At 65.8% G+C, this 20,068-nt stretch carries 18 protein-coding genes; 8 read left to right on the forward strand and 10 right to left on the reverse strand.

Annotated elements, in window-relative coordinates; translation table 11 throughout:
- Positions 1–6: 6 nt before the first annotated feature.
- From E8M79_RS14225 to katG, 3 genes are all read right to left on the reverse strand, one after another.
- On the reverse strand, positions 7–957 hold the full coding sequence (locus E8M79_RS14225; protein ID WP_137152527.1) for a metalloregulator ArsR/SmtB family transcription factor: 951 nt from the start codon (positions 955–957) through the stop codon (positions 7–9).
- Between the two features lie 141 nt (positions 958–1,098).
- The gene (locus E8M79_RS14230; RefSeq protein ID WP_171015865.1) at positions 1,099–2,229 is read right to left on the reverse strand and encodes a DUF2336 domain-containing protein; all 1,131 of its coding nucleotides are present in this window, start codon (positions 2,227–2,229) and stop codon (positions 1,099–1,101) included.
- 184 nt (positions 2,230–2,413) lie between these two features.
- Complete coding sequence (gene katG, locus E8M79_RS14235; protein ID WP_137152529.1) at positions 2,414–4,612, reverse strand: catalase/peroxidase HPI; 2,199 nt, start codon at positions 4,610–4,612, stop codon at positions 2,414–2,416.
- 107 nt (positions 4,613–4,719) lie between these two features.
- On the opposite strand from katG, the gene E8M79_RS14240 reads away from it, so the two are divergent.
- The gene (locus tag E8M79_RS14240) at positions 4,720–5,619 is read left to right on the forward strand and encodes a hydrogen peroxide-inducible genes activator (RefSeq protein ID WP_137152530.1); all 900 of its coding nucleotides are present in this window, start codon (positions 4,720–4,722) and stop codon (positions 5,617–5,619) included.
- Positions 5,620–5,750: 131 nt separating this feature from the next.
- Complete coding sequence (locus E8M79_RS14245; RefSeq protein ID WP_171015866.1) at positions 5,751–6,257, forward strand: nuclear transport factor 2 family protein; 507 nt, start codon at positions 5,751–5,753, stop codon at positions 6,255–6,257.
- Between the two features lie 42 nt (positions 6,258–6,299).
- Here E8M79_RS14245 and rarD read toward each other — a convergent pair whose 3' ends face one another.
- Positions 6,300–7,256, reverse strand: a complete 957-nt coding sequence (rarD, locus tag E8M79_RS14250) for an EamA family transporter RarD (protein ID WP_205747913.1) — start codon at positions 7,254–7,256, stop codon at positions 6,300–6,302.
- Positions 7,257–7,450: 194 nt separating this feature from the next.
- Between rarD and E8M79_RS14255 the strand changes: the two genes are divergently transcribed.
- The gene (locus E8M79_RS14255; protein WP_137152531.1) at positions 7,451–7,900 is read left to right on the forward strand and encodes a host attachment protein; all 450 of its coding nucleotides are present in this window, start codon (positions 7,451–7,453) and stop codon (positions 7,898–7,900) included.
- A gap of 144 nt (positions 7,901–8,044) precedes the next feature.
- Here E8M79_RS14255 and E8M79_RS14260 read toward each other — a convergent pair whose 3' ends face one another.
- From E8M79_RS14260 to ettA, 4 genes are all read right to left on the reverse strand, one after another.
- Positions 8,045–8,896, reverse strand: a complete 852-nt coding sequence (locus E8M79_RS14260; protein WP_137152532.1) for an alpha/beta hydrolase — start codon at positions 8,894–8,896, stop codon at positions 8,045–8,047.
- A complete protein-coding gene (locus E8M79_RS14265) occupies positions 8,890–9,210 on the reverse strand; it encodes a hypothetical protein (protein WP_137152533.1) in 321 nt (106 codons plus the stop codon). Before E8M79_RS14265 ends, E8M79_RS14260 begins: the two co-directional genes overlap by 7 nt.
- A gap of 161 nt (positions 9,211–9,371) precedes the next feature.
- Entirely contained in the window at positions 9,372–9,701 is a 330-nt protein-coding gene (locus E8M79_RS14270; RefSeq protein ID WP_137152534.1) for a hypothetical protein, read from the reverse strand.
- A 53-nt stretch (positions 9,702–9,754) separates the two neighbouring features.
- On the reverse strand, positions 9,755–11,410 hold the full coding sequence (ettA, locus tag E8M79_RS14275; protein ID WP_137152535.1) for an energy-dependent translational throttle protein EttA: 1,656 nt from the start codon (positions 11,408–11,410) through the stop codon (positions 9,755–9,757).
- Between the two features lie 184 nt (positions 11,411–11,594).
- On the opposite strand from ettA, the gene E8M79_RS14280 reads away from it, so the two are divergent.
- The 3 genes from E8M79_RS14280 to E8M79_RS14290 all read left to right on the forward strand — a co-directional run bounded on the left by E8M79_RS14280 (position 11,595) and on the right by E8M79_RS14290 (position 15,421).
- Positions 11,595–12,980, forward strand: coding sequence for a pitrilysin family protein (locus E8M79_RS14280; RefSeq protein WP_248305003.1), 1,386 nt, complete (start codon positions 11,595–11,597; stop codon positions 12,978–12,980).
- Between the two features lie 3 nt (positions 12,981–12,983).
- Positions 12,984–14,303: a pitrilysin family protein gene (locus tag E8M79_RS14285; protein WP_137152536.1), complete on the forward strand. Its 1,320-nt coding sequence runs from the start codon at positions 12,984–12,986 to the stop codon at positions 14,301–14,303.
- Between the two features lie 185 nt (positions 14,304–14,488).
- Positions 14,489–15,421: a catalase gene (locus tag E8M79_RS14290; protein WP_137152537.1), complete on the forward strand. Its 933-nt coding sequence runs from the start codon at positions 14,489–14,491 to the stop codon at positions 15,419–15,421.
- 12 nt (positions 15,422–15,433) lie between these two features.
- Here E8M79_RS14290 and E8M79_RS14295 read toward each other — a convergent pair whose 3' ends face one another.
- Positions 15,434–16,123 carry a DUF2461 domain-containing protein gene (locus tag E8M79_RS14295; protein ID WP_137152538.1) on the reverse strand — a complete coding sequence of 230 codons (690 nt, stop codon included), beginning with the start codon at positions 16,121–16,123 and terminating at the stop codon, positions 15,434–15,436.
- Positions 16,120–18,291, reverse strand: a complete 2,172-nt coding sequence (locus E8M79_RS14300; RefSeq protein ID WP_248305004.1) for an FdhF/YdeP family oxidoreductase — start codon at positions 18,289–18,291, stop codon at positions 16,120–16,122. Before E8M79_RS14300 ends, E8M79_RS14295 begins: the two co-directional genes overlap by 4 nt.
- A 176-nt stretch (positions 18,292–18,467) precedes the next feature.
- On the opposite strand from E8M79_RS14300, the gene E8M79_RS14305 reads away from it, so the two are divergent.
- Complete coding sequence (locus E8M79_RS14305) at positions 18,468–19,025, forward strand: isochorismatase family protein (RefSeq protein WP_137152540.1); 558 nt, start codon at positions 18,468–18,470, stop codon at positions 19,023–19,025.
- Complete coding sequence (locus E8M79_RS14310; RefSeq protein ID WP_137152541.1) at positions 19,022–20,017, forward strand: helix-turn-helix domain-containing protein; 996 nt, start codon at positions 19,022–19,024, stop codon at positions 20,015–20,017. The genes E8M79_RS14305 and E8M79_RS14310 overlap by 4 nt, the downstream gene beginning before the upstream one ends.
- The last annotated feature ends 51 nt before the right edge of the window (positions 20,018–20,068 follow it).

Raw genomic sequence — 20,068 nt, forward strand, 5'->3', positions numbered from 1 at the left:
TTCCGTTCAAGTCTTGTCGCTCAGGCGCCACAGGCACACCGTCAGGCCGCGCTGGCCGGACTGGCTGGGGAAGGATTGCATCGCATCCACCACCAGCCCCGCCGCCGCCGCCCACCGGCTCATCTGCTCGGGCGACAGGCCCAGCCGGCGGTGGGCATGTTCGCTGCGCAGGAATTCGAGGTCATGCGGCGCAAAATCGACGATGATCATCTCGCCGCCCGGCTTGAGCAGGCGGCGCGCCTGCGCCAGCATGCGGCCCGGATCATCGAAATAATGCAGCACCTGGTGGATCACCACCACATCGGCTGGGCCAACCGCCACATCGAGGTCGCCGATATCGCCCATGCGCACCTGGCCATGGGTGATGCCCGCGCCCGACAGGCGCGACCGCGCCACGGTCAGCATCTCGCGGCTGGAATCGAGCCCGATGCCGCGCTTGTAGGAATCGGCCAGCACTTCGAGCATGCGCCCGGTGCCGGTGCCCAGATCCACCAGTGTCTCGACGCGCCGCCCGCCCAGCGCCGCCACCACGGCAGCCTCCACGGCCTCTTCGGGCACCTGCAGCGTCTTGAGCAGATCCCAGCTGCTGGCGACCTTGGCGAAATATTCGGTGGCCTGGGCGGTATGGCTGGCCCGAACAGCCGCCTGCCGCTCGATATCGCGGCGACGTTCCACGTCCTCAGGGTCGAGATGGCCGATCAGCCATTGCGCCAGTTCGGCGCCGTCGCCATCCAGCGTCAGGCTGTAATAGGCCCAGGCGCCCTCGGCATTGCGCTGCACCAGCCCGGCGTCGGCCAACAGCTTGAGGTGGCGCGACACGCGCGGCTGGCTCTGCTTGAGGATTTCGGTGAGGTCCTTGACGGAATGCGCGCCATCGGCGAGCAAGGCCAACAGGCGCACCCGGGTGCCTTCACCCGCCGCCTTGAGCACACTCACCAATTCCGCCAGCTCAGCCACTGCAACCTCGAACTAGATATAAAGATGTCTTTATATCCGGATTGCGGCGCGGGTCTAGGGGGAAGTTGCAGTCCGGCCCACAAAGCACACAACCCGCCCCTGCGGCAGCGGGGCGGGTCGTGCGCATTGCAGAAGCAGAACTCAGGCCGAGGCGGCCTCGCGGGCTTCGCTGACGGCGCGCTTGCGGAATTCATGGGCGCGCCAGAGATCGAAAATTCCCTGCGCCTCGTCGCGCTCGAGAGCGTCGAATCGTGTGGTCACCATGCGCCTGTCGGCTTCGCCGGGCAGGTCGCGCCAGGGCAGCGTAGCAAACATGGCCTCAAATAGGTCCGGCGTCAGGCCGGCGGCGCGCAGCGCCACGGTGACGGCAACATAGTCCTGGCTGGCCAGCCACTTGACCACCACCTCGGGCTTGACCCGCAGCAGCACCGTCATGGCGGCCGCACAATGGTGGCCATAGCCGAAGCGGGCGAACCGGGCCAGCGCCCGCGTATCGAGCTGCTTGCGGTCGCTCAGCCCCTTGACCTGATTATAGGCCACTTTCCATTCATCGGCCGAGAAGCCGGCGCGGTTGCGCATACGGTTATACACCACCGCATTGACCTTGCCGGCGGCCACCGGGTCAAAGCCGCGATCCATCTCGCCCAGCGTTTCGAGCACCTTGCTGGCCACGCCGTCGATTTCCTTGCGCAGCGAGGCCCAGTCGATACCGGGCCGGCTGCGCAGATCGGCGGCGATCTCGCGGTCATTGGCGGCGCGGGCCACCAGCTTTTCCAGGATTGCCGTGTCGATGGTCGCCCCGGCATTGCGTACCAGCCGCACCACCGAGGCGCTTTGGCCGTGCTCGACAATGGCGTCGCCGACGCGGTCGCCCACCTGCGCACGCCCGGCAATCGCCTCGCGATGCGCCTCGGTCTGCTTGGTGATGATGTCGATCAAATCGTCGTCCGACAGCACATTGGAGAATTCCAGCAGCGGCCGCGCCACCTCGATGTCGTCATTGGCCAGCTTGAGCACCACCGTGCCCGGCGCACGATCGAGCGGCGCCAAGAGCCGCGCCACATGCGCCCGCGCTTCCACTTCGACGAATTCGGCGAGCTGGCACAGCACCTCGTCATATTGGGCCACCTGCTCGTCGTCGCAGCGGTCCGAAACATAGCTGAACAGCTCCGCCATATTGCGGAACAGATGCTCGCGCTCACTCAGATTGTCGTCGCCATTGAGCACGCGGAAGCTGGAAAAGGCCCGCTGTCCTTGGTCAAGCTCGCTCATCGTCATACTCCTGGCGCGTGGATACACTGGGCCGCAACCATGGAGCGCCAGAGTCTTGCGGGTTCTGAAGGATGCGGCCGGCATTTGCTTCAAATTGTGCCGGTCCCCGGAAGACAGGCCCAAAACGCCACGGCCCCGGCGGATTGCTCCACCGGGGCCGTTGAATATGTGAGCGAGAAGCCGATCAGCGCAGGTCGAAGCGATCCGCGTTCATCACCTTGACCCAGGCCGCCACGAAGTCGCGCACGAACTTTTCGCCCGCATCGGACTGGCCATAGACTTCGGCCAGCGCCCGCAGCTGCGAATGCGAGCCGAAGATCAGGTCAGCGCGGGTGGCCGTCCACTTCACCTCGCCGGTCTTGCGGTCACGACCCTGGTAGATCTCGTGCGAACCATCCGCCGGAACCCACTGCGTGCCCATGTCGAGCAGATTGACGAAGAAGTCATTGCTCAGCGTTTCCGCCCGGTTGGTGAACACGCCATGCGCCGGCTGCCCGGCCTTGAGCACGCGCAGCCCGCCCACCAGCACCGTCATTTCCGGCGCCGTCAGGCCCAGCAGCTGTGCCTTGTCGACCAGGGCTTCCTCGGCCGACATGCGCTGGCGGCCATTGCTGTAGTTGCGGAAGCCATCGGCCTTGGGCTCGAGCGGCGCGAAGGACGCCACATCGGTCTGCTCGGCCAGCGCATCCATGCGGCCGGGCGTGAACGGCACCGAGACTGCCGTACCGGCATCCGCCGCGGCCTTTTCAACGCCGACGCTACCGGCCAGCACGATCAGGTCAGCCAGCGAAATCCGCTTGCCACCGGCCTGGGCCGCATTGAACTCGGCCTGGATGGTTTCCAGCACCGACAAGACGCGCGCCAGCTGTTCGGGCTGATTGGCGGCCCAGTCCTTCTGCGGCGCCAGGCGAATGCGGGCGCCATTGGCGCCGCCACGCATATCCGAGCCGCGATAGGTCGAGGCCGAGGCCCAGGCCGTGCTCACCAGTTCGGACACCGAAAGCCCGCTGGCGAGGAGCTTCGCCTTGAGCGCGTCCACATCGCCCGCGTCGACCAGCGGATGATCCACCGCCGGAATCGGATCCTGCCAGATCAGGTCTTCGGCCGGCACTTCGGGGCCCAGGTAGCGCACCTTGGGGCCCATGTCGCGATGGGTCAGCTTGAACCAGGCGCGGGCAAAGGCATCGGCAAACTGGTCCGGATGCTCGAAGAACCGGCGCGAGATCTTCTCATAGGCCGGGTCAAAACGCAGGGCCAGGTCAGAGGTCAGCATCGAGGGGGCATGGCGCTTGGTCGCATCATGCGCATCGGGCACCGTATTGGCGCCCATGCCATGCTTGGGCGTCCACTGATGCGCACCGGCCGGGCTCTTGGTCAGCTCCCACTCATAGCCGAACAGGTTCCAGAAGAAATTATTGCTCCACTGCGTCGGGGTCGAGGTCCAGGTCACTTCCAGCCCGCTGCCGATGGTGTCGCCACCCTTGCCGCTGCCAAAGCTGCTGGCCCAGCCCAGGCCCTGCTGCTCGATGCCGGCCGCTTCCGGCTCAGCCCCGACCAGCGCCGCATCGCCCGCACCATGGGTCTTGCCGAAGGTGTGGCCGCCAGCGATCAGCGCCACGGTTTCCTCGTCATTCATGGCCATGCGCGCAAAGGTGTCGCGGATGTCGCGGGCCGAGGCCAGCGGATCGGGATTGCCATTGGGGCCTTCGGGATTGACGTAGATCAGGCCCATCTGCACGGCCGCCAGCGGGTCTTCCAGGTCACGCTCGCCGCTATAGCGCTCGTCGGCCAGCCACTTGCCCTCGGGGCCCCAGTAGATGTCCTGCTCGGGTTCCCACACATCGGCGCGGCCGCCGGCAAAGCCGAACGGCTTGAAGCCCATGGTTTCCAGCGCCACATTGCCGGTCAGGATCATCAGATCCGCCCAGGAAATGGCATTGCCGTATTTCTGCTTGATCGGCCACAGCAGGCGCCGTGCCTTGTCCAGGTTCACATTGTCCGGCCAGGAATTGAGCGGCGCAAAGCGCTGCTGCCCGGCCCCGGCGCCGCCTCGGCCATCACCGGTGCGATAGGTGCCGGCGCTATGCCAGGCCATGCGGATGAACAGCGGACCATAGTGCCCGAAGTCAGCCGGCCACCAATCCTGGCTGTCGGTCATCAGCGCGGCCAGATCAGCCTTGAGCGCGGTCAGGTCGAGCGACTTGAAGGCTTCGGCATAGTCGAAATCGGGGCCCATCGGGTCCGACAGCGACGACTGCTGGTGCAGGACATTCAGGTTCAGCTGGTTGGGCCACCACTCCCGATTGCCACGCGGCGTCGCGCCATGGGCCACCGGGCACTTGCCGGCGGCTGCGGGTTCATTGCTTGCGGTTTCGTCGCTCATCGGGGGCTCCTGTCGTCCGTGCGTCTGCGCATTGGCTAGCGTTATAGGGGGGTGACATTCATTAGGCCAATCGATAATTCTTCCTATGTCGATAGGAAGAAGTTATCGTGACAATCACCCTCAGACAGATGCGCTATGCCGACGCCGTCGCCCGCACCGGCCATTTCGGCCGCGCCGCCGAGGCCTGCGCCGTCTCCCAGCCGGCGCTATCCCAGCAGATCATGGCGCTCGAGGCGCTGTGCGGCACGCCGCTGTTCGACCGTCTCAAGACCGGGGTGCAGCTCACCCCTTTTGGCCGGGATTTCATCGCCCTGGCCCAGGCGACACTGCGCAGTGCCGAGGCGCTCGATGCCTTCGCGCTGGGTCGCTCCGGTCGCCCCGATCGCCATCTGCGCTTTGGCCTGATCCCAACCGTCGCGCCCTATCTGCTACCCGCCATCTTCCCGGCCCTGCGCCGCGCCCTGGCCGATGTCGATTTCGCCGTCAGCGAAAATCGCACCGATGCCCTGCTCGCGGGCCTGGGTGATGGCAGCCTCGATGTCGCGCTGATCGCCACCCCCGTGCCCGAGCGCGGCCCCCGCTTGGTCAGCGCACCGCTGTTTCTCGATCGCTTCGTGCTCGCCACCAGTCGCAGCGAGGCCGATGGCGCCCCCGTCCAGCTCAGCACGGTCGCGCCAGACCGCATCCTGCTGCTCGACGAGGGCCATTGCTTCCGCGATCAGGCCATCGCCGCCTGCCGCATCGAGGGCAGCACGGCGCCGCGCACCTTTGCGGCCACCTCGCTCTCCACCATCGTCGAATTCGTCGCCAATGGTCAGGGCGTCACCCTCCTGCCCCAGATCGCCGTGCCCAAGGAGGCCAGCGATCCGCGCATCGCCATCCATGCCATTGCCAGCAGCGGCGCCGAGCGCCGCCTGTCGCTGGTCTGGCGCGAGGGCGCGGCTTTTGCCCCGCTGTTCGAACGCATGGCCGAGACCATCCGCGCCTGCCAGCCCCTGCCGAACTGATCGCCACCCGGGCACCCTGGGGTGCCTATCGCCCGCACGGGTACCTTCTTGCGGCGCTCATCGCACCGGCCCATCTAGGCGGCGCCACCGGCCCGACCGGTCGCACAGATTTGCCGACACAGGAGTTGACGATGAAGACAATGTTTGGTGGCGCCATGCTGGCGCTGACCCTGCTGACCACGGGCCCGCTGCTCGGCCTGGCCCAGGCGCAGGAGACCGTGGTCGCCGCTGCCGACAAGGAGGCGCTGTTCACCAGCCCCGATCCGCAGCTCAATGCCAACAAGCAGGTGGTCTATCACATCATGAAGGACCTGCTGGAGGCCAACCACTGGGACACCGCTGACCTGTTCCTCACCGAGCGCTATCTGCAGCACAATCCCAACGTGCCCTCGGGCCGCGACACCGTGGTGAAGTTCTTCACCGAGGTGCTCAAGGTCAGCCCCACGCCCATTCCCGAGAAAATGCAGAGCCCGGTGACCTTCGTCACCGCCGAGGGCGATCTGGTGACCGTCGCCACCGTGCGCACCGAGCCCGATCCCAAGGATCCGTCCAAGACCTATACCACCACCTGGTATGACACCTGGCGCATCCTCGACGGCAAGGCCGACGAGCATTGGGACGCTGCCGTCAAGCAGTGATCACCCCTTCGGCGGGGCGGCTCCGGTCGCCCTCCCCCGGTCTCAGGCCGCCGCCCGCGCCTGCCCGCGCCGGCGGAAACTGTCATAGCTGAACACCGCCAGCGACAGCCAGATCAGCGCAAAGCTCACCAGCCGCAGCCCGTTGAGATGCTCGCCAAACAGGAAGATGGCGACCAGGAACTGGATCGATGGCGCGATATACTGGAACATGCCGATGGTGGTCAGCCGCAGCCGCCGCACCGCAAAGGCGAACAGCAGCAGCGGGATCGCCGTGGCCGGTCCGGTGAACACCAAGAGCGCCATGTAATAGGGATCGGCATGGATGCCTGGCCCGAAGGTCAGCAGATTATAGATCACATAGCCCGCCGCCATGGGCGCCAGCATCACCGTCTCGGCAAACAGCCCGCTGGCCGGCCCCAGCTGCGCCGTCTTGCGGAAATAGCCATAAAAGCCGAATGACAGCGCCAGCCCCAGCGCGATGATGGGGATGCGCCCCAGCCCCACCGCCTGGATGCCAATGGCCACCACTGCGATCAGGATCGACACCGTCTGCAGCCGGTTCTGCCGCTCGCCCAGCAGCACCATGCCCATGGCCACATTGACCAGCGGATTGATGAAATAGCCAAAGCTGGCTTCCAGCACCTGCCCGGTCTCGACCGCCCAGACATAGAGCAGCCAATTGCCCGCCAGCAGCACCGCCGACAGCAGCGTCATCAGCGCGCGGCGCCGGTCGGCAAACAAGGCCCGCACATCGCCGAACCCACCGCTCAGTGCCAGGATGCCGCCCAGCAGAACCAGCGACCACAGCGTGCGCTCGGCCACGATCATCACCGAGCCGACCGCCTCCACCTCGCGGAACAGCAGCGGCAGAAAGCCCCACAGCACATAGGCCGCCAGCGCCGACAGCACGCCGTTGCGACCATCATTGGAGGAAGCGGCAGAGGGCGGCGCCACATCGCTGGGGGCGATGGCTTCAGGGGCCGATTCGGGCAGGGACATAGTCATTCTCCGCGCCCATATCGGGCCGCTCAAGCCCTGATACCAGACGGTTCGGACCCCGGCCAATCAGAGTTTGTGATCCCGCCACACGCAAACGCGAATGACCGGCCACAACCTCTCCATGATCGCGGCGTTCACTGGGACTGCGCCGATCTGGCGCTGCCACTGACCGATAACCGAGCAGGAGCTGACCGATGAAGAAAACCATCACCTGGATCTTGATTGCCGATGGCGCGCAGGCGCGCATCCTCGAGAACACCGGCCCCGGCAAAGGGCTGCAACAGGTGAAGGGCCTCGATTGGTCCATCGTCCCCCTGCAGGCGCAGGACATCGTGTCCGACAAGCCCGGCCGCAGCTTCTCCTCCAACGGCACGGGCCGCAGCGCCATGGAGCCCAAGACCGATCCGGTTGAGCATCGCGAAACCGAATTCGTCAAATCCGTCGCCGCCGCGCTGGACAGCCAATTGCAGGCCGGCGCCTTCCACCGTCTCGTCGTGGTCGCTGCCCCCATCGCCCTGGGTGATCTGCGCAAGGCCCTGACCCCGGCCGTACAGAAGGCAGTGATCGCCGAGATCAACAAGGATCTGACCAATCTACCCACCAGCCAGCTGCCGCAGCACCTTGAAAGCGTGCTGCCCGCCTGATTGCACTACTCTTTCAATAGCTTGAAACGAAAAACCGATTCAGCGCCACAAAGCGTTGAATCGGTTTTTCAGCCTGTTGAATCAGTGTCTCAGCCGCTTGAATCAGCGCGCCAGCCCTGCCCGGCCGCGCAGCATCAGGCCAGCCTAATCCTCTGAATCCGCGTCGCTTTCCTCAGCGTCGCCGCCCGAGATCGCGTCGAGAAATTCCAGCAGCATGGAGTTGACCAGCTCGGGCCGCTCGATGCTGGGAATATGCGCCACATCTTCCAGAACCGCCGCAAAGGCATTGGGCATTTCTTCGGACAGATGCTCATGCCGGTCGATCAGCGCCGTGAAATCCTGGTCGCCCACCAGCAGCAGGCTGGGCGCATTGATCTCGCCCACGCGGCTCCAGGCCTCGGGTCGCCGCTGCTCATGCGTCAGGGCCGGCTTGGCCAGCGCCAGCGCGTTCATGTCCATGAACAGCTCGCGCGCCGCGCCCGACACCCGCCCCGATTGCGCCCGTGGCCCATCGAGCCATTCATGCGCCTGCACTCGGTTGAGCATGTCCATGTCGCCGCGCTCGAAGGCATGTTCCTCGGCCGCCTCGATCATCGCCTCGGCCTCGGTGGCGCTCCAGGGCGCCCCGGTCACCGAGGTGCCGATCAGCACCAGGCCAATCACCCGGCCGGGATGGCGCAGCGCAAAATCGATCGCCAGCCCGCCGCCCATCGAACAGCCCACCAGCACAGCCGCATGGATGTCGAAGGCCTCGAGCAGCGCGTCCAGATCATCGAGATGGTTGAACACCTCGTCCGGGCTCGTGGTCTCGCCATAGCCGCGCCGGTCATAGGCAATGGCGTGCCAACCAGCCTCGGCCACCGCCGCCATCTGGTCGAGCCACATCCGCTTGTCGCAGACCCCGGCATGCAGGAAAATCACCGGCAGACCCTCGCCGGCTTCCAGCCCCGTCAGCGCAGCGCCGCCGGTCTCGAAGGCAAAGGACTCGATCACCACGCACAGATTTCCGTTTCGGTTGCATCGCTCTGCCAGCAGGCGGCATCGGCCTCCGAGCGCAGATAGCTGCCCGGCAGCGCCACCGAACGCCCACCCGCCTCAAAAATAGCGCTCACCGACGCCACGCCGGGGCTGTCCACCCAGACCTCAAAAGTCGGCTTGCCAGCGGCCGAAATTGCAAAGCTCCCGGCTTCGTCCAGCGCGGTGAACACACAGGGGTATTCGCCATCATCGGTGGTGCGGCACAGCGCATCCTTGGCCATCGCCGGCGTCGCCAACAAGCCCACGACCAGCAGCCCCATCACAATCCGCATCACTCACACTCCCCAGGCGCGATTCCCACGCGCGATTCATCCGTCACAACGGCCGCATCCAGAACGGGCGCAGCCTCCACACCAATGCGGCAACGCCATGATCACCGGCACCATCCGGGCGCGGTCAGCGCCAGATCTCGCCGCTCAAACGCCGCTCGGGCCTATTGGGCCACCTGGGCGCAGAAGCTGAAATCATCGCGCCCGCCCATCCAGCAACCCGGCTTGTCCGGCACAGGCACCAATTGCCCCAGCTCTTCCGGCCGCGACCCGGGCGCCGCATCGGGCGCCACCAGATAGCCCGCGCCCACGCCGTCTTCGATCAGGGCAAAGGAAAACACTTTGCCGTCCGGCAGCGCAAAGGTCAGCCCACTGCCATCCAGCGCCACATCGCAATCAAACGCCGCCCCATCGCGCACCACGCACTGCCCCGGCGCAGCAAAAGCCGCCACCGCCATCGCGCCCCAAACCAGCGCGCCAACTACAAGTCTCATACCGTCCCCACAGCATATCAAAAGGGCGGGCCCAGCGGACCCGCCCGTGAACCTTAGCGCGTCAGCGGCTTGTATGTCGCGCGTTTTGGGTTGACCGCATCGGCGCCCAGGCGGCGGATCTTGTCGGCTTCGTAGTCGGCGAAATTGCCTTCGAACCATTCCACATGGCTGTTGCCCTCAAAGGCCAGCATATGGGTCGCCAGGCGATCGAGGAACATGCGATCGTGGCTGATGATCACGGCGCAGCCGGCGAATTCCTCCAGCGCCTCTTCCAGCGCGGCGAGGGTTTCGGTGTCGAGGTCATTGGTCGGTTCGTCGAGGAGCAGCACATTGCTGCCGCTCTTGAGCATCTTGGCCAGGTGCACGCGGTTGCGCTGCCCGCCCGAGAGATTGCCCACCTTCTGCTGCTGGTCGCCGCCCTTGAAGTTGAACGAGGACGTATAGGCGCGCGAGTTCACTTCGCGCTTGCCCAGCAGCAGGATTTCGTCGCCTTCCGAGATTTCTTCCCACACGGTCTTGTTGGGGTTGAGGCTATCGCGGCTCTGGTCGACATAGCCCAGCTGCACGCTGTCGGCGACGGTCACCGTGCCGCTGTCAGGCTTTTCCTGCCCGGTCAGCATGCGGAACAGCGTGGTCTTGCCCGCGCCATTGGGGCCGATGATGCCCACGATGCCGCCCGGGGGCAGCTTGAAGGTGAGATTGTCGATCAGCAGGCGATCGCCATAGCTCTTGCTCAGGCCCTCGACGTCGATGACATTGTTGCCCAGGCGCTCGCCGGCCGGGATGATGATCTGGGCAGTCGAGGACTGCGTGCGCGCCTCGTTGATCTTGACCAGTTCGTCATAGGCCTTAAGGCGCGCCTTGGACTTGGACTGGCGGGCCTGCGGGCTCTGGCCCATCCATTCGCGTTCGCGTTCCAGCACTTTGGCGCGCGCGGCGTCTTCGCTCTTTTCCTGGGCAAAGCGCTTGGCCTTGGCCGCCAGATACGCCGAGTAATTGCCCTCATAGGGCACGCCGCGACCGCGATCGAGCTCGAGAATCCAGCCCGTCACATTGTCGAGGAAATAGCGGTCGTGGGTGATGATCAGCACGGCGCCGGGGAATTCGCGCAGATGGCGTTCCAGCCACGACGTCGTCTCGGCGTCCAGATGGTTGGTCGGTTCGTCGAGCAGCAGCAGGTCGGGCTTGCTCAGCAGCAGCGCGCACAGCGCCACGCGGCGGCGTTCACCACCCGAGAGCTTGGTCACATCGGCATCGCCGGGCGGGCAGCCCAGCGCTTCCATGGCCACTTCCACCTGGCTTTCCAGGTCCCACAGGTTTTCCGCGTCGATCTGGTCCTGCAGCTTGGATGCCTCTTCGGCGGTCTCGTCCGAATACTCCATCATCAGCTCGTTGTAGCGATCGACGACGGCCTTCTTTTCCTTGACGCCGGTCATGACATTGCCCAGCACGTTCAGCGCCGGATCAAGCTCGGGTTCCTGGCTCAGATAGCCCACCTTGGCGCCCTGGGCGGCCCAGGCTTCGCCCTGGAATTCGGTGTCGACGCCAGCCATGATCTTGAGCAGGGTCGATTTACCCGAGCCATTGGGGCCTAGCACGCCGATCTTGGCATCGGGGTAGAAGCTGAGGTGGATGTTATCCAGCACCTTCTTGCCGCCGGCGTAAGCCTTGGACATTCCGGACATGTGATAGATGAATTGGCGAGCCATGGGGCGCTGTCCTCGGCAGTGGGAGATTTGGGCCCGTATGTAGGGGATGCGGGCACGCAGAGCAACATGCTGCCGCACTCTTGCCGCATCCGCCGTCCTTTGTGCGCGCACTGACGCACAGGTGCTTTCCCAGGCGCCGCCAAAGCGTCTATTCAATCTGCGACTTTCCCGCGAGGCCCAGCCGATGACCAGACCACTTGCCCGGGCGCTCAGCCTCGGCCTCATGCTTTGCCTGCCCACCATCGTCCATGCTGAATCGACGGTCGAGACCCCGGCCACCCAGGCCGCCGTCGCCGATGCCGCCATCAGCCATTTCTATCTCGATAACGGGCTCGAAGTCGTGGTCATCCCCGATCACCGCGCGCCGGTGGTCACCCATATGGTCTGGTACAAGGTCGGCAGCGCCGACGAGCCGCCCGGCAAGTCCGGCATCGCCCATTTCCTCGAGCATCTGATGTTCAAGGGCACCGAGCGCCATCCCGCTGGCGAGCTCGACCGCGTGGTCGCCGGCCTCGGCGGCGAGACCAACGCCTTCACCACCAGCGACGTCACCGCCTATTTCCAGACCGTGCCCGCCGATGCGCTGGCGTCCATGATGGATTTCGAGGCCGACCGCATGCGTGGCCTGCTGCTCACCGATGCCGTGGTCGATTCCGAGCGCAAGGTGGTGCTCGAAGAGCGCAGCCTGCGCATCGATGGCAGTCCCCAGGCGCTGCTGGGCGAGGAAACCGCCGCCACGCTCTACCAGAACCACCCCTATCGCATCCCCACCATCGGCTGGCGGCATGAGATGGAACAGCTCAACCGCACCGACGCGCTGGCCTTCTATCAGCAGTATTATGCCCCCAATAACGCCGTGCTGGTCGTCGCCGGCGATGTCGATGCCGACACCGTGCGCAGTCTCGCCGAAACCACCTACGGGAAGGTCGCGCGCGGCCCCGATCTGCCGCCGCGCATCCGCCCGTCCGAGCCGACCCACGACACCCAGCGCACCGTGACCCTGCGCGATCCGCGCGTCAGCGTCCCCAGCTTCACCCGCGCCTGGGTCGTCCCCTCCTATCTCACCGCCGCACCCGGCGAGGCCGAAGCGCTCGATCTGCTGTCGGAAATCCTCGGCGGCGGCACGCGCAGCCGCTTCTACCAGGAGATCGTGGTCAAGACCGGCACCGCCGCCCAGGCCGGCGCCTACTACAATGGCGGCAGCATCGACCCCAATTCCTTCTCGCTCTATGGCGCGCCGCAGGGTGACCATACCCTCGCCAAGGTGGAAACCGCCGTTGATGCACAGGTCGCCCGGCTGATCGCCGATGGCGTCACGCCCAAGGAGCTCGACGCCGCCAAGGCCCGCTTCCTGCGCAACATGGTTTTCGCCCAGGACGCCCAGGCCAGCATGGCCAATATCTATGGCGGCGAACTGGCCGTTGGCGGCACGGTGGAAGACATTGCCGAATGGCCCGACCGCATCCGCGCCGTCACCCCCGAACAGGTGCAGGCCGTCGCCGCCAAATATCTCGACCCATCCATCGCCGTGACCAGCTATCTGCTGCCGCCCGCCACCGGAGCGCAATAAGCCATGACCATCAGCCCCCTGCTCCGCCGCCCGCTGGCCGCCATCGCCACCCTGGGCATCAGCCTGCTCATGCTGCTGCCGGCCCAGGCCGAAGTGGTGTTTCAGGACATCACCTCCCCCGCCGGCGTCAAAGCCTGGCTGGTGGAAGATTATGCCGTGCCCATCGTCACCATCCGCTTCGCCTTCGAGGGCGGCACCACCCAGGACCCCATGGGCAAGGAGGGTCTGACCACGCTGATGACCGCCCTGTTCGACGAGGGCGCCGGCGACATGGACAGCGACACCTTCCAGATCGCGCTCGACGATGCCGGCGCCGAAATGGGCTTTGCCGCCGATGCCGACACCACTTTTGGTTCGATGCGCATGCTGGCCGACCAGCGCGACGCCGCCGTGGCCCTGCTCAAGCTGGCCATCGAAAGCCCGCGCTTTGACCAGAACCCCATCGACCGCATGCGGGCCCAGCTCATCACCGGCATCAATGCCGCCGCGCAGGATCCCAATACCGCTGCGCAACTGCAATGGGGCAAGGCGCTCTATGGCGACCATCCCTATGCCCGCCGCAGCCAGGGCACGGTGGACAGCCTGATGACCGCCACCGCCGAGGATCTGCGCGCCCAGCACAAGGCCATCTTTGCCCGCGGCAAGCTGTCGGTCGGCATTGTCGGCGCCATCAGCGCCGATGACGCCAAGGCCATGCTCGATACGCTCTTCGCCAATCTGCCCGCCGAGCCCAGCCTCAAGCCTGTCGCCGATATCGCTCCCAATCTGGGCCAGGATCTGCGCGTCGACTACAAGCTGCCGCAGACCTCGATCTTCATGGCCTTCCCCAGCGTCGCCCGCAGCGATCCCAATTACTTCGCTACCGTGCTGATGGCGCAGATCCTGGGCGGCGATACCTTCCAGTCGCGCCTCACCAGCGAAGTGCGCGAAAAGCGTGGCCTCACCTATGGCATCAGCGCCTCCATGGTCGGCTTCGAGCACAGCCAGTCGCTGCTGATCTCCACCGCCACCAGCGCCGACCGCGCCCCCGAAACGCTCCAGGTCATCCAGGATGTCATTGCCGATCTTGTCGCCAATGGCCCCACCGAGGACGAGCTGGCCGACGCCAAACGTTACATTATCGGCTCCTATCCGATCAGCGAGCTGAGCTCCTCCTCTGCCATCGCCAATACGCTGGTGGGCCTGCAGATGCGCGACCTGGGCATCGACTACGTCAGCCGCCGCGTCGATCTCATCAACGCGGTCACGTCAGCCGACGTCAAAGCCGCCGCCGAGCGCCTGCTGAGCATCAAGCCAACCATCATGCAGGTGGGCCCAGCGTAGCGCCCACAGGGCGCTATCGCAGCGTAGCGCCCAGCGGGCGCTATCGCGACGTCGCAGCGCAGCGCCCTCTGGGCGCTGTCGCTCCCCACCCCAGCCCAGCGCCAACCCGCCCCAAACACCCGGCCAGCTTGCTGCGCTGCCGGCCGGGTGCTAGCACTTTGCCAGTGGCACACTGGGGGGTGAGCATGGGCGGACCGGCACGCGATTGGGTTGAAATGAGCGGGGCCGATGAGCCCGCCAAATTCGCCCGGCAAGCCGAGCTGATCCGCACGGCCCACCAATTGACCAACCAGCGCCATGGCAAGGGCCGCTTTCTCCACCGCAAGCCCATTCTCGGCGCCGCCGCGCGCCTCGACGTGCTGCCCAACCTGCCGCCGGAAGCCAGCCACGGCGTCTTTGCCACGCCGGGATCGCACGAGGCGCTGGTGCGCCTCTCCAATGGCAGCTTTGACATCCAGGCCAATACCAAGCCCGATATCCATGGCTTTGCCCTGCGCATTCTGGGTGTCGCCGGGCCAGGCGCCTTGGGGCCGGCCACGGATCATCAGGATTTCCTGCTGATCAACCACGACCGCTTCAACGCCATCGATAGCGACAGCTTCGTCGAATTTGCCACGCTTGCCGCAGACAACCAGGCCAAGGCCCTGTGGACCCTGCTCCGTCGCCACGGCCTGGGCGGCCTGCTCGCGCGCCTCAAGGATTTGCAGCAGACCATGGGCAAGCCCTTTGCCGGCTATGGCGCCGAGACCTTCAACACCGTCTCCCCCCATGCCATCGGCCCCTATGCCGCCCGCGTGCTGATTACGCCGGAAACCACCGCCGCCATGCAGGGCAAGGACCCCGGCGCTGACATCGCGCAAAAGCTCGCCGCCGGCCCGATCCACTATGCCGTCCAGCTGCAGTTCTACACCGATCCCAAAGCCACCCCGATTGAGGATCATCGCGTGGTCTGGTCCGGCCCGTTGCTCACCGTGGCGCGGCTGACCCTGCTGGCGCCGGCCGATGTCGAGACCCTGCAGTTCGACCCCTGGGGCGGCCTGGCTGACCATCGCCCGCTGGGCGAGATCATGCGGGCCCGCAAAGCCGCCTATCGCGCCAGCCAGCTCGCCCGGTCGTAGCCGCAGGCGCCGCTAGGCGCCCGTGGCAATCTCGTCCAGCAGCCACTTACCCACCGGCCAGGTGGCCGTGAAATGCCGCACGCAGACATCGGCAAAGTCGGGCTCCAGCGCCGCGCTCGCCGGCAGCGTGATCCCCGCCGTCAGCCCCTCGTAGAGCAGGAACTCGGCGCGATCCTCCGGCGCCTCGAAGCCCCGCGGCATGCGCTGCCGCGTCTTTTCGCCAATTTGGTAGTCGCCATTGGCCCGCACTTGCGCCACCGCCGCCACCAGCGCCTTGCCCGAGCGGGGCAGCACCACGGCATGGCGGAACGATTCCAGCGTCTCGGGCATCAAACCATGCATGCCCGTGCCCAGTTGCACACTGTCCGGCCGCAGCCGGAACCAGAAGCCCGGCGCGTCCCAGCTGCGCTTCTCCCCGTGCCAGAACCACAGGTCCAGATGGTCCTTATAGGGCCGCTTGTCCTTGGAGAAGCGAACGTCGCGATTGATGCGCGACAGCGAGCCATTGATTTTCGGCGCAAACTGCAGGCTGGGCGAAATCGCCTTGAGCCGCGGCCCCACGGCCTCGACAAAAGCCCGCCCTGCCGCCACATAGCCGCGCTCATAAAGGTCGCGATTGGCCTCGAACCAGGCCTTGTCATTGTGCGCCGTTATGCCGCTCAGAAAATCCAGCGTCGCCTGGGTAAAGATCGGCGTGCTCATGCCAGCTCCACCCGCACCGCCACCGATTTGAACGCCGGCGTCTTGCTGCGCGGGTCCACCGCCGTGCCCACCAGCACATTGGCCTCCGGATAATAGGCCATGGCGCTGCCGCGCGGCAGGTCGAACGCCGTGGCCACCGCTTTCATCCGCCCTACCTCCGATGCCAGCGTCACCGCCTGACCCTCGCTGATGCCCATGCCTGCCATGTCCTGGGCATTGAGGAACACCGCGTGCCGCCCGGCCCCGCCGCGATAGCTGTCGCTGTCCTCATAGATGATGGTGTTGAACTGGCCCTCGCTGCGCACCGTTGCCAGCGTCAGCGTGGTCGGCGCCATTTCGGGCAATGGCGTGATCACCAGATGCGCCTTGCCGTCTACCGTGCCGAATTCGGGCGTGTGCATCACGCGATGCTTGATGTGGAATTCCTTCTTGGCCACGTCGATATCGGCCAGCTCTTCGAGCCCCGGCACAATCGCCGCAATAGCGTCACGCACCTTGGCATGGGCGCTGAACGCCTTGAACGCGATCGGCGAATTGGGCATCAGCCGCTGTCCCAGCTCGCCCAGGATCCAGCTTTCCGGCCGCACATTGTCCAGCCGTACAATGCCGCCGTCGCTCAGCCGCACATAGTTGAACATCGATTCCTGCGTGGTGGGCTCCCACTCCTCGTCGCGCGCCGTCACCGGCAGGATCAGCACCTCGCCATCGCCCAGCCCATGCACATGGCCCATGTTGAGCGTGGTCGTCAAAAACAGCTTGAAGCCGATGGCACCCATCGCCCGATTGGCAAAGCCGGTGTCCGGCGTCGCGCCCCACAGATTGCCGCCCATGATCACGGCGCTATCGATCTCGCCGACGTCCGCCGCCTTGAGGCAGGCCATGGTGTCCATGCCCTTGGGCTCGGGAAACCGCACCCCGAACGCCGCTTCCATCTTGGCCAGCACATCCTTGGCCAGCACCGGCTTGACCCCGATGGTGCCGATCCCCTGCACATTGGAATGCCCGCGCAATGGCAACAGCCCGGCAAAGCGCTTGCCCACCATGCCGCGCAGCACCGCCAGATTGGCAATGGCCTCCACATTGGCCACGCCGTGCAAATGATGCGTCATGCCCATGCCCCAGGCAAACACGGCATGCTTGGCCCGCCCATATTGCCGCGCCAGATGGGTGATCGCCTCCCGGCTCACGCCACAGGCGGCAACAATCACCTCCCAGCCCAACCCATCGAGGTCCGCCCGGAACGCGTCAAAGCCCGTGACATGGCTGGCGATGAACGCCTTGTCCTCCAGCCCCAGTTCCAGCACAGCCTTGGCGATGCCCTTGAGCAGGGCAATGTCGCTGCCGATGCGCGGCTGGCAATAGTCCGAGGCGATCTCGCTACCGCCCTTGAGCATCGAGCTCGGCGACTTGGGCACTGCGAACTTGACCAGGCCCGGCTCCTTGGCCGGATTGATCACAATCACCTGCCCGCCCCGCTCGCGGCAGTTCTTGAGCATGTGGATGAAGCGCGGATGGTTCGACGACGGATTGGCCCCGATCACAAAGATCAGATCGGCCCCGGTCAGATCCTCCAGCTCCACGCTCGACGTACCCTTGCCAATGGTCGTGGCCAGCCCTTCGCTGGTCGCCTGGTGGCAGTAGTAGGAGCAGTTGTTGACATTGTTGGTGCCATAGGCCCGCGCCAGCAGCTGGAACAGGAACCCCGCCTCATTGGACGAGCGCCCCGACGAATAAAAGAAACTCCGCTGCGGATCGGTCGCGCCCAGCCGCTGGCTGGCATGGCTCAGGGCAAAGTCCCAGTCCACAGGCCGATAGCGGTCGCTGCCCCTGGCCTTGAACAGCGGCGTATTGAGCCGCCCGAGCTGCTCCATCTCGCGCCCGGTCAGCGCCTGGAAATCCTCCAGCTCATGCTCGAACAGCGCTTCGGGAATGCCCCGCTGCGTATCGCTCGATTGCGCCTGCACGCTCTTGTTGCAGACCGAGGGGAATTCATCGAGCTCATTGGTCATGCCGCCACGCTGCCCGCCCATGCCATAGGCACAGGCCTTGCAGGCATTCTTGGACGTCAAGGCCTTGGCGGCCTTGCCCACGCCCATGCGGCCAATGGTGGCCAGGGTATAAAGAACCTTCTTGGGCCCGCCGCCCACGATCTGGCTGGTATCGGCCAAGACTGCACTCCTCGCAACGCGGCCCATTCTTGCGACCGCCCTGCCGACAAGCAAGCCAAATCGCCGCCCGGCGCATCAATGTCCTGATCTGTCCGCCATTGGTCCGCTCCTGGCCTTGTTGGCCTTTGAATGCAGGCCGATACTCATGCTATCAATTGCATAGGCTGGAACACAAAATGTCCGACACTGCCCTTCTCGTCATCGATGCCCAGGAATCCTTCCGCCAGCGGCCGAACTGGTTCGAGGTCGACCCCACCACCTACTTCGCCCGCCAGCAGGCGCTGATCGATGGCGCCCGGGCCAAGGGCCACCGCATCGTCCGCGTGCTGCACACGGCGCCCGAGGGCATTTTCGCGCTGGCCTCCGGCTTCGTCCGCCCGCTGGCCGAGCTGGTCTATGAGCCCGATGTCACCATCTACAAGAGCCGCCATTCCGCTCTCGTGGGCGCCGATCTGCCCGTCTGGCTGACCCAGAACGCCATTGGCCGCCTCATCATCTCGGGCATTCGCACCGAGCAATGCTGCGAAACCACCACCCGCCATGCCTCCGACATGGGCTGGAGCGTCGACTTCGTCGCCGAGGCCACCCACACCACGTTGCTGACCGATGCCACCGGCCACACCTGGACGGTTGACGAGCTCAAGGCCCGCACCGCCGCGGTGCTGGACGGGCGCTTTGCCCGCGTCACCACCGTCGAGGGCGCCCTCGCCGGCCCTGAGCGCGCCGCCGCATGACCATGCCCCGGCGCATCCCCACCATCGTCGTGGTGCCGGCCCACACGCTGCTGCTCGATGTGGCCGGCCCCATGGAGGTGCTGCGCAAGGCCAATCAGTTCCAGTCGGCGGTGGCGTTCGACGTCACCTTCGTCAGCCCGCTGCCTGAGGTCACCAGTTCCATCGGCCTCACCCTGAGCGGCCTCGCCCCGCTGCCCGACCAGGTGCCACCAGGGGCCCTGGTCATCGTCAGCGGCGATACCGATGCGGTCATGCCGACCAGCAATATCGGCGCCATCGAACCGGCCAAAGCCGGCAGCGACGCCATCATCGCCTGGCTCAGCCGCCTCGCCGGCGCCGATGTGCAACTGGTCTGCATCTGCAGCGGTGCCATCCTGGCCGCCCGCGCCGGCCTGCTCGATGGCCGCGCCTGCACCACCCATTTCGCCGATTGCGCCCGCCTCGCCCAGCTCGCGCCCAAGGCCCAGGTCATCGACGACCGGCTCTTTGTGGAAGATGGCAATTGCCTCACCAGCGCCGGCATCACCGCCGGCATCGATCTGATGCTGCATCTGGTCAGCCGGCTCACCAGCCCGCAGACAGCAGCACAGATCGCCCGCCATCTGGTGGTCTATATGCGCCGCGACGGCCATGCGGCCCAGGTCTCGCCCTGGTTCGAGGGCCGCAACCATCTCCATCCCGCCATTCACCGCGTGCAGGACGCCATCGCCGCCGAACCCGCCGCAGACTGGACGCTCGAGAAAATGGCCGGCATTGCCGCCGCCAGCCCGCGCCATCTGTCCCGCCTGTTCCATCAGGCCGCCGGCATGACGCCGATCGATTTCGTCAATCGCCTGCGCATCGCCCTGGCGCGTGAACTGCTCGCCCAGACCCGGCTCGATATGGAGCACGTTGCCGAGCGCAGCGGCTTCGGCTCCAGCCGGCAATTGCGCCGCGCCTGGAGCCGCCTTTATCCCGATCCGCCCAGCGCTATGCGCGCTGGAGTGCTTTAGGTCGTTTGAGGTCTAGGTTGACCCGGTTCTGTCGCCCCCTCCCCCTTGAGG

It is taken from the genome of Devosia sp. FKR38, from assembly GCF_005222805.1.
Classification (GTDB): domain Bacteria; phylum Pseudomonadota; class Alphaproteobacteria; order Rhizobiales; family Devosiaceae; genus Devosia.